This is a genomic window from Pseudoneobacillus rhizosphaerae (assembly GCF_917563885.1).
Taxonomy (GTDB): domain Bacteria; phylum Bacillota; class Bacilli; order Bacillales; family Cytobacillaceae; genus Pseudoneobacillus; species Pseudoneobacillus rhizosphaerae.
In genome coordinates this window covers 37,808-47,948 of record NZ_CAKJTG010000029.1, presented here as the reverse complement: position 1 = coordinate 47,948, position 10,141 = coordinate 37,808, and the positions used below count along the sequence as shown (strand labels likewise).

The window sequence follows — 10,141 nt, the reverse complement described above, 5'->3', positions numbered from 1 at the left end:
GAAAACACTTTTGGGTTATAGCTTTGAATAATATTTAATTTAATATCACTTGGATATTTTGACATACAAAAAACTGCACCTCCAACTGTTAGATAGTGTCTAACAATTGGGGTGCAGTTCAAAGGCCTTGCTTTTTTAATAGGAAACGTAAACTAATCATGGAACTATTTCAAAAACAGTCCCTTGGTTAAAATCAGTCACTTTCATAGAGCCATATACCCCTAAATATAATTTGGATTGATTCAAATTCGTTCCTAAAGAAACATAATAGGCTGATTGAGAACCAAAATCGTAATTAGTCTGAATCACACTAAAATCATTTTGTTTACCATCGGCTCGTACGTAGGTATAAGCTAAAGCCCCTTTAACATTAGGCTGAGTTCCTTTCCTAACAAAATCGGTAAACAAAACGCTTCCCGTTAAGCCTGGGATTTCATTTCCCATATAGGCTTGGACTCCTGTAAGTGCAGTTCCTCCAAACTTATCTGGTCTGGAATCTTGATGAAAGTAACTTGTTAAAGGCTGAATACGACTCCCAGAAAGTGCTACTGATTCATTGTAATAAGCTATTGTTTTCTGATCCAAAGTTGAATTTGCTGAGCATTCCCTAATAATCGGAGTAGGAAAAGAACCTTCCCAACCTCGCCAGCCAAAGTTAATAAATCCTTCATTGTCAGGTGTAGAATTCGTTAATGAGGCTTGAATAAGCTGAGTAACCGGTATTGGTTTATACTGAACGAATGTAAATATCGACTCGACCAAATTCTGTCCGACATTTCCCACATATTTTATATACTGATTATTAAACCTTTGAAATGAAATGCCTGGTATATTGCGAACCCCTTTGGCCATTACCGTGAGCGTTCCCTGAATAGTTGTGGGAAGTTCATTAAACCTTGTGACAACGGGAGGATTATTGATGGATGTATTCTTACCGACATCAATTTCAATTATTTTACCAGCAATTTCTAGATTATTCTGACTTAAGTTAAAGGGATCATGACCTGAACCTCCATCTCCCGTTGTTAAAACAAGTTTTCCTGTTTCAGGTGAGAAGTTTAAACTATTAAAACCATTATGATTCATAAAGGGTCTTCTTAAATTAAGTAAAGTCCGTCGTCTTTGGGGCTGACCATTCGATTGTAAAATCCATTCTTCAACTGTATCAATATGATCATATTGAGTTTCTCTATTTTCCCACTTTAGATTTAAGGTATTAGGATCACACGGATCAGGTGTAAAAGATTCAGAAAGTGCACCTGGACCTTGTGATCCAGCTACTGAATAATAAAGATAGAAAAGACCGTTATAATAAAAACTTGGATGAAATGCTAGCCCTAATAATCCCCGTTCATCATATCCGCCACTAGGACCACCCAACTTTAAAATTTGTTGGCGAATATCTAAAAAACTCCTAATGCTATCGTTCCCTATGTAAAAAATTTCACCTACCTGGGTGGCAATAAATAATCTTTCATTTGAGTCGCCTGGAAGTTTAGTTGTTTTCAATACAGTAGGTAAATTCAACCTACTTGCAACCGGCCGTAAACCAACCTTAACTTTTCTCAATTGGCTTCGCACTCCTTCTTATAGATTTCTTCTATAAGAATATGATTAGAATTGACTTATAGTACCGGAGACTATATAACAACAATTAAATAATAAAATTCAACAATATTTTATTGCAAAACGATAAATCGCATGTTAATATCAGACTAACAATAAATAAGTGAGGTGCTTTTTATGAAACATGGCTCAACGCTATTCTTAAAGATAGCTCTTTTTCTGATTGGAGCTCCAGTTCTTGCTTTGTGTATATATGGGTTGACTTGGTTACCTAATAATCCAGTAAATCCAGATTATGCCCATATACTATACCCCATTATAATAGGGATGTATGTATCAGTGATCCCATTTTTTGTCGCATTGTATCAGGCATATAAACTTTTAAGCTTTATTGACAAAAACCTAGCTTTTTCCGAATTGTCGGTAAAAGCACTAAAGAAAATCAAATTTTGTGCCATAATCATCAGCGGATTGTATGTGGTAATTGAGCCATTTGTTTTTCTCGTAGCAGACCTAGACGATGCACCTGGCCTCGTCATCATCGGAATGATCCCTATCTTTGCTTCAATGGTAATCGCTGTATTCGCTGCTGTTCTTCAAAGACTTTTACAAGAAGCGATTGATATAAAATCGGAAAATGACTTAATAGTCTGAGGTGAAAACAATGGCAATTATAATCAATATTGATGTGATGTTGGCTAAAAGGAAAATGAGCGTGACTGAGCTTTCAGAGAGGGTTGGAATTACCATGGCTAACCTTTCCATATTGAAAAATGGAAAGGCAAAAGCAATTCGATTATCAACTTTAGAGGCAATATGTAAAGCTTTAGATTGTCAGCCTGGAGATATTTTAGAATATCGACGTGATGAAGACTAAAAGAAACAAATTTAACATCGGAAGGAAAAGAACGATCGCCTTTTCCTTATTTTATAAAAGGGGAGTAGCTCATGAATTTAACCATTCGAAAAAATGAGGCAACTAAAATGAGAACATTAAAACAACTCATTCGTTTTGGTTGGGAGCAGGCTCTATCTTGTTTATTTCCTGTCGTTATTTTTGCTTCTTTGGCTTTTACTAAATTCATTCCACTTCCTTTCCTATCAAGGTACGACTGGCTGCTCATCATCTGCATTCTGATGCAGTGGGGGATGGTACGTTCTGGGCTTGAAACACGAGATGAGCTAAAGGTTATCACATTGTTCCATCTGATTGGGCTTGCACTTGAGCTTTTCAAGGTTCATATGGGCTCCTGGTCTTATCCCGAAGCAGGTTATTTCAAGTTTTTTGGAGTGCCTTTGTATAGCGGATTCATGTACGCAAGTGTAGCAAGTTTTCTTTGCCAGGCGTGGAGAAGGTTAAAAGTTGAATTGGTAAAGTGGCCACCATTTTGGGCAGTTGTACCTCTTGCCAGTGCGATATATTTGAATTTCTTCACACACCATTTTTGGATTGATGTTCGATGGTGGTTGTCTGCTCTAGTGATGATCGTGTTCTGGCATTCATGGGTCACATTTGAGGTAAGTGGAACTCGTTATCGGATGCCAATCGCCCTTTCTTTTATGCTCATTGGATTTTTTATATGGATAGCTGAAAATATCGCAACCTTCTTTGGAGCGTGGGAATATCCAAACCAAACTGATGCATGGAGTCTCGTTCATCTAGGAAAGGTGAGTTCTTGGCTCTTATTAGTGATTGTTAGCTTTCTAATAGTAGCAACATTAAAACAGGTTAAGGAAAAATCCCACTAAAATAGTGTGCAGTTGAAGGGAAGGCTTTACTACTTTAAGGGGTAGTAAAGCCTTCCCTTCAATTATAAACAGGAAACCTATACCTAAAGAGAAAATATGAAAGCTTGCATTAGCATCGAACTTCCCAAAATAAATTATTTATCAGATTTCACCTTCCGAAACGACCAGCATTTGCTCGACATGAGCTAGAAGATGCTTTATTTGCTCTTCTGTGTCTGAATAACCCTCTGATTCGGACACGTTTCCCTAACAATCGCCCAACGTCATCCGAAATGTACAATTTAGTACCAAGAACAACCAATTTCACCAAAAGACATCATTTCAAAATGAACGAGATATCAGTAGTTATTTTACATCTTTGAACTTGTTACTATTTACAGCTTTTAAATAATATATAATTATCATATAATAGTAGATATGCAAATTTATTAAAAAATGTTATAGACTATGATATGGTAATAATGAAATTAAAAAATAGAAAAGGTGTATGACTAGGTCTCGCCTTAGCTTTATGTGACGCCTACATCTTTTCGGTAAACTATGGGGAAAAGGTTGATAAAAATGAACAACAAAGAAACTAATACAGATGTCATTTTAATTGGCGCAGGAATCATGAGTGCGACTTTAGGAACACTCTTAAAAGAATTAGTACCCGAATGGAACATTACTGTGTTTGAGAAGCTCGAGAAAGCAGGAGAGGAAAGCTCTAACGAATGGAATAATGCGGGTACGGGTCATGCTGCACTGTGCGAGCTTAATTACACAAGTGAAAAACAAGATGGATCGATAGATATTAGTAAAGCGATAAAAATTAACGAACAATTTCAGGTTTCTATGCAATTTTGGTCTTACCTTATAAAAAACAAGCTAATTAATAATCCACAGGATTTTATTAGACAATTGCCTCATATGAGTTTAGTACTAGGGGATGAAAATGTAACGTTCTTAAAGAAACGTTTTGAAGCGCTTTCAAATAATCCCTTATTTCAAGAAATGGAATATTCCGAAGATCCAGAAAAACTAATGGAATGGATTCCACTAATTATGGAAGGCCGTTCACTTAATGAACCTATAGCAGCTACCAAAGTTGATTCTGGAACGGATGTTAACTTTGGCGCTTTAACACGCATGTTGTTTGAACAATTAGAAAGTAAAAATGTCGATATTAAATACAATCATAGTGTGAATGATATTTACCGTACTAGCGACGGCTTGTGGGAATTGAAAGTACAGAATCAATTTAGTGGAACCGTTAAACGTCATACAGCCAAATTCGTCTTTATCGGTGGTGGGGGAGGAAGCCTACATTTACTGCAAAAATCAGGTATTCCTGAGAGTAAACATATTGGTGGATTCCCTGTAAGCGGAATTTTTATGGTATGTAATAACCCTGAGGTTGTAGCACTGCATCATGCTAAAGTTTATGGAAAAGCAAAAGTTGGGGCTCCACCAATGTCGGTTCCTCATCTTGATACACGATTTATCGATAATAATAAATCATTGCTATTTGGGCCATTTGCAGGCTTTACACCAAAGTTTTTAAAAACGGGTTCCATGTTTGATTTAGTCACTTCCGTAAAGCCGAATAATGTCTTAACGATGTTGGCGGCAGGCGCAAAAGAGATGTCATTGACAAAATACTTGATTCAGCAAGTCATGTTAACCAAAGAACAGCGCATGGAAGAGCTACGTGAATTTATCCCTCATGCCGTATCAGAGGATTGGGATTTTGTCGTAGCAGGTCAACGTGTTCAAGTAATCAAAGATACTGAAAATGGAAAAGGCACGCTTCAATTTGGTACTGAAGTCATTACGGACGCCGATGGCTCGATCGCAGCATTACTTGGCGCATCTCCTGGTGCATCCACTGCCGTTCACGTGATGCTTGAGGTTATCAAAAAATGCTTCCCGCAGCATGTGAAAGAGTGGGAGCCTAAAATCAAAGAAATGATTCCATCTTATGGCGTGTCATTAATGGAGAATCCAGAATTACTGAAGGAAATTCATACGCTTACAGAACAATTGCTTTGTTTAAGTGAAAAAGAGATTGAAAGAGAACTAGTCTTTAGTTAATTTTTTGATATTGACATCAAAAGAAAAATGTTAGCAATGGTTTATAATATTCTAATGAGATCGCCTTTTGGCGGTCTTTTTCTTTTGCAAATTATGCAAGCAAAGCAAATAAAAATATCCAAATTTCAGAAAATTTGGATTGACTTCACGAATACAAATGTATACATTAATATTATTTGAAATTCATGAAAGTGAGACAATGGATAAATGAGCATAACTCTAGCGCTGTTTGCTGCTTTATTTGCTTCACTAACGGCAATATTAGCGAAAATTGGTATGGACAATGTCAACAGCAATCTCGCAACCGCTATTCGTACGTTCATCGTCTTAATCATGGCGTTGATCGTTGTGATGGTGACTGGCCAGTTTTCAGCGATTTCGATGATTTCGACGAAAGCACTTCTATTTATTTTATTATCTGGGCTGGCAACTGGCTTATCCTGGCTCTTTTTCTTCCGGGCACTCGCGATTGGTGATGTTTCCAAAGTGGTACCTATCGATAAATCTAGTATCGTCTTGACCATCATACTATCTATCTTGGTCCTGGATGAGGAAGCAACAGCTAAAATTTTAATCGGAGGCGCACTAATCGCTCTTGGAACGTTTGTATTAATGGGGAAAAATGAAGAGAACAAACGATTTACCGGCTCACAAATTTATATTGTTTATGCAATCGTTGGAGCCATATTTGCCGCTTTAACCTCCATCTTGGCGAAAATAGGGATGGAAGGAGTCGACTCCAATGTTGCTACCTTCTTAAGGACCATCGTGATTTTACTATTTGCATGGGCAATTGTCTTTTTCCAAGGGACGTATAAAAAAATGAAACAGATTTCTAAGAAGGGCTATCTTTTTTTAGTATTATCTGGTGCCGCAACAGGATTGTCATGGCTATGTTATTTTGCTGCCATAGAAATTGGAGAAGTGTCAGTCGTTGCACCCATAGACAAGTCTAGTGTTGTCCTCACCATAATACTGAGCTTTGTGATTTTAAAAGAAAAAGCTTCAAAACATACCGTTATTGGTGGTTTAATCATTACTGTAGGGACATTTGTACTAGCATTTACTTAAGATTGAGGAAGCAAGGGGAAGGAAAATGGCAAATTTTAATAAATACATAAATAAATACTGGAAACCCTTTAGCATTGCTGTTTTATTTCTTACTCTAGAGGCCGTATGTGATTTACTTCAGCCTACCATCATGGCGAAAATCGTGGATGTAGGAGTTGTAAATCGAGATTTAGATTATGTGTTAAAAATGGGCGGTGTGATGCTTGGAGTAACCATATTCGGGGCATTAGCTGCTTCAACTAGGAGTATTGTGGCAAGTATTACGTCGCAAAATTTTGGTTCGGAATTACGTTATGATTTATTTCGAAAGATTCAGCATCTTTCCTTTAAAAATATTAATCGTTATGACCGTGCCTCTCTAGTAACGAGATTGACGAATGATGTTTCACAGGTACAAATGTTTATGAATGGCTTGATGCGTATTTTTGTCAAAGCACCGCTGCTTGCCATCGGCGGACTAATTATGGCGACAAGATTGAACATTCACTTATCGATTGTTTTAGCTGTTGTTGTTCCCATGGTTGCTATTTTAATCATATTTAATATGAGAATAAGCTTACCTCTCTTTTCAAAGGTACAAAATGCTCTCGATAAAGTGAATGGTGTAATGAGGGAGTATTTATCAGGTGTCAGAGTCGTCAAAGCCTTCAATCGTTTTGATTATGAAATCGAGAAATTTAGTGGATTTAATGAAGACTTTCAAGACAAATCAATAGCTGCTACCCGAGTTCTAGCCATCTTTGGACCTATTATTATGTTAGTAATGAATCTAGGAATCGTTGTCGTTCTTTGGTTTGGGGGCTTTGGAGTTGAAAATGGAACCGTGCAAGTAGGTCATGTTATTGCCTTCACCAACTATATGACGCAAATTCTATTTTCGTTAATGATGATTTCGATGGTGTTTAACATGTTTGTTAGAGCTAAAACGTCTGCGAACAGAATAGGTGAAGTTTTAGCAGAGGAAGACGATATGACATGGAATCGCGATTCGACAACTTCAACTCAAGGAGGAAGAATTGATTTTGAAAATGTGACTTTTGCCTATGAAGGTGCCTCTGGTGATCCTGTTCTCAAGAACATAACATTCACTTGTCTACCGGGAGAAACGGTTGGCATTATTGGATCAACTGGTTCAGGTAAGAGTAGTCTTGTCGGACTTATTCCGAGATTTTATGATCTTTCCTCTGGTACTATTCGAATAAACGGGGAAGACATTAGTGAAATAAACCCTAAAGCGCTAAGGGAAAAAGTAGCGATTGTACCTCAGAAAGCAACCTTATTTACTGGAACGGTCAAGGAAAATATACGCTGGGGAAGTGAAGATGCTTCATTGGAGGATATCGAACTGGCAGTTAAAATGTCAGATGCCTATGGATTTATTTCGGATTCGCCAGAAGGCTACGACACTCGAATCGGCCAAGGTGGGGTTAACTTCTCTGGTGGTCAGAAACAACGGCTGTCGATTGCAAGGGCGCTAGTGAAGAAACCAGAAATATTAATATTAGATGATAGTACCAGTGCTGTTGATGTGGAAACAGAAGCTAGAATTAAAGAATCTTTAAAAAAGTATGCAAAAGGACTAACTTGTTTACTCATCGCTCAACGAATTTCATCGGTAGTAGATGCGGACCGAATCATTGTGTTAGATAATGGGGAAATAGTTGGAAATGGGACTCATGGCGATTTACTTCATAATTGTCCTACTTATCTAGAAATCTATCAGTCGCAGTTTGGCAAGGAGGTGCTAGAAGGTGGCAGGTAATACCAAACAAGAAAAAAAGAACGATCACATTCCCCCCGTACCAGGACGCCCAATAGGAGGAGCTGCTGACCGATTTCGGAGACAGGTTGTAAAACCTAAGGATTTTAAAGGTACCATTAAACGGCTATGGTCTTACTTTGGAAAAGAGAGAAAGCTTTTATCCATTGTTTTCGCTTTTATATTAATGGATTCGATTATAGCTCTGTCTGCCCCTTTTTTAATAGGTAAAGGTGTTGACGCGATGTCAAAAGGGGAAAGTGTTGATTTTGGTTTACTCCAATTTACCGTTATTACACTTTTAATTGCCTATATCACGAATGCCGTTTTGAATTTTTCACAAGGTTGGCTGATGGCTGGTGTTGCCCAAAGGATTGTCAAAAGATTACGGAATCACTTGTTTCATAAGCTACAAAAGCTCCCTGTATCTTTCTATGATTCTAGGACACATGGGGAAATGATGAGTAGATTTACAAATGATATAGATAACGTCAGTAATACGATTTCACAGTCAACGACCCAACTTATGTCTGGTATCATCATCATTACGGGTTCACTTGTCATGATGATCATTCTAAGCCCCATTTTGACAGTAGCAACTCTTATTACTGTTCCATTAGTCTTTTTACTTACAAAATCCATTGCGAGTAAAACCAAGATTCTGTTCCGAAATCAGCAGAAGGAATTGGGAATACTAAACGGCCATATTGAAGAAACCATTTCCGGTTTAGAGGTCGTGAAAGCCTTTAATCATGAGGAAAAGGCCATTGCCGAATTCGAAGAAGTGAACACAAGACTTCGTAAAGTCGGAACAAAGGCACAAATATGGTCGGGTTTTTTGATGCCAATTATGAATGTTATCAATAACCTTGGTTTTACGATTTTGGCGGTCGTGGGTGGTTATTTGGCTGTTGAGAATTTGATCACCATTGGTGTGATTGCAAGTTTCATCACTTACTCGCGCCAATTCGTGAGACCCTTGAATGACCTAGCTAATATATTCAATATTTTACAATCAGGTATTGCCGGGGCAGAACGGGTTTTTGAAATCCTCGATGGAAAAGAAGAACCGGAGGATCAAACTAATGCTATTCCGCTATTTAACCCAGAAGGTGTTGTTGAATTTAAGAATGTTAGCTTTGGTTACCGTGATGATGTTCCGATTTTAAAAAATGTAAGCTTTATTTCACAAGCAGGTAGCAGTACAGCCTTAATAGGACCAACCGGTGCAGGGAAAACAACAATTGTTAACCTCTTAACGAGATTTTATGATGTTACCGAGGGGCAAATCTTTATTGATGGTCGCGATATTCGAGAATACACAAGAGAGAGCTTACGAAAATGCTTTGGAATTGTCCTACAAGACACATATTTGTTTTCAGGCACGATCATGGAAAATATAAAGTACGGAAACCCTGATGCAACGGATGAGGAAGTATTTGCGGCGACTCGGTTAGCAAACGCAGATTTATTTATCAATCGTTTACCAAAGCGATATGAGACTAAGCTCGCGGAAAACGGTGGCAATCTCAGCCATGGACAAAGACAATTATTGGCTATTGCTAGAGTCATTCTTAATCAACCTTCTTTGCTCATTCTAGATGAAGCAACTAGTAGTATTGATACACGAACAGAGTTACATATTCAAGATGCACTGTCTAAAGTGCTGGAGGGTAGAACAAGCTTTATCATTGCACACAGACTTAATACGATTCGCGATGCCGATACGATTATGGTTATTCAAAACGGAGAAATTGCCGAAAAGGGAAACCATAATGATCTCATTACTCAACAGGGGATTTATGCTCAAATGATTCAAAATCAATATAAAACGTTGAAAAAGGTTGAAAATTATTAAAGGATTCGAAAAAAACCTCTATCTAATCACGGTAGAGGTTTTATTTTTTTCGGGGATTTCTACTG

The 10,141-nt window shown here is 37.7% G+C and carries 8 protein-coding genes; 7 read left to right on the top strand and 1 reads right to left on the bottom strand.

All coding sequences use genetic code 11. The features are described 5' to 3' along the window. Positions 1-156 precede the first annotated feature (156 nt). Positions 157-1,569: a PQQ-dependent sugar dehydrogenase gene (locus LRP83_RS19625; RefSeq protein WP_230498412.1), complete on the bottom strand. Its 1,413-nt coding sequence runs from the start codon at positions 1,567-1,569 to the stop codon at positions 157-159. A gap of 174 nt (positions 1,570-1,743) precedes the next feature. Here LRP83_RS19625 and LRP83_RS19620 point away from each other — a divergent pair, with 174 nt between their 5' ends. The 7 genes from LRP83_RS19620 (at position 1,744) to LRP83_RS19590 (ending at position 10,076) form a co-directional block, all read left to right on the top strand. Beyond that, entirely contained in the window at positions 1,744-2,220 is a 477-nt protein-coding gene (locus LRP83_RS19620; RefSeq protein WP_230498410.1) for a DUF2975 domain-containing protein, read from the top strand. Between the two features lie 10 nt (positions 2,221-2,230). Beyond that, positions 2,231-2,443, top strand: a complete 213-nt coding sequence (locus LRP83_RS19615) for a helix-turn-helix domain-containing protein (protein WP_230498409.1) — start codon at positions 2,231-2,233, stop codon at positions 2,441-2,443. Between the two features lie 107 nt (positions 2,444-2,550). Beyond that, positions 2,551-3,315 carry a DUF817 domain-containing protein gene (locus LRP83_RS19610; protein ID WP_230498416.1) on the top strand — a complete coding sequence of 255 codons (765 nt, stop codon included), beginning with the start codon at positions 2,551-2,553 and terminating at the stop codon, positions 3,313-3,315. 561 nt (positions 3,316-3,876) lie between these two features. Then, entirely contained in the window at positions 3,877-5,388 is a 1,512-nt protein-coding gene (locus LRP83_RS19605; protein ID WP_230498407.1) for a malate:quinone oxidoreductase, read from the top strand. 207 nt (positions 5,389-5,595) lie between these two features. Then, the gene (locus tag LRP83_RS19600; RefSeq protein ID WP_230498406.1) at positions 5,596-6,459 is read left to right on the top strand and encodes an EamA family transporter; all 864 of its coding nucleotides are present in this window, start codon (positions 5,596-5,598) and stop codon (positions 6,457-6,459) included. Between the two features lie 25 nt (positions 6,460-6,484). Next, positions 6,485-8,221 (top strand): ABC transporter ATP-binding protein, encoded by a 1,737-nt coding sequence (locus tag LRP83_RS19595; RefSeq protein ID WP_230498405.1) that lies wholly within the window; start codon positions 6,485-6,487, stop codon positions 8,219-8,221. Next, on the top strand, positions 8,211-10,076 hold the full coding sequence (locus LRP83_RS19590) for an ABC transporter ATP-binding protein (RefSeq protein ID WP_230498403.1): 1,866 nt from the start codon (positions 8,211-8,213) through the stop codon (positions 10,074-10,076). Before LRP83_RS19595 ends, LRP83_RS19590 begins: the two co-directional genes overlap by 11 nt. The last annotated feature ends 65 nt before the right edge of the window (positions 10,077-10,141 follow it).

Excerpts from the sequence above, each read along its gene's own strand:
- LRP83_RS19595 (WP_230498405.1), top strand. The coding sequence starts at position 6,485 with ATGGCAAATTTTAATAAATACATAAATAAATACTGGAAACCCTTTAGC.
- LRP83_RS19620 (WP_230498410.1), top strand. The coding sequence starts at position 1,744 with ATGAAACATGGCTCAACGCTATTCTTAAAGATAGCTCTTTTTCTGATT.
- LRP83_RS19615 (WP_230498409.1), top strand. The coding sequence starts at position 2,231 with ATGGCAATTATAATCAATATTGATGTGATGTTGGCTAAAAGGAAAATG.
- LRP83_RS19600 (WP_230498406.1), top strand. The coding sequence starts at position 5,596 with ATGAGCATAACTCTAGCGCTGTTTGCTGCTTTATTTGCTTCACTAACG.
- LRP83_RS19610 (WP_230498416.1), top strand. The coding sequence starts at position 2,551 with ATGAGAACATTAAAACAACTCATTCGTTTTGGTTGGGAGCAGGCTCTA.
- LRP83_RS19605 (WP_230498407.1), top strand. The coding sequence starts at position 3,877 with ATGAACAACAAAGAAACTAATACAGATGTCATTTTAATTGGCGCAGGA.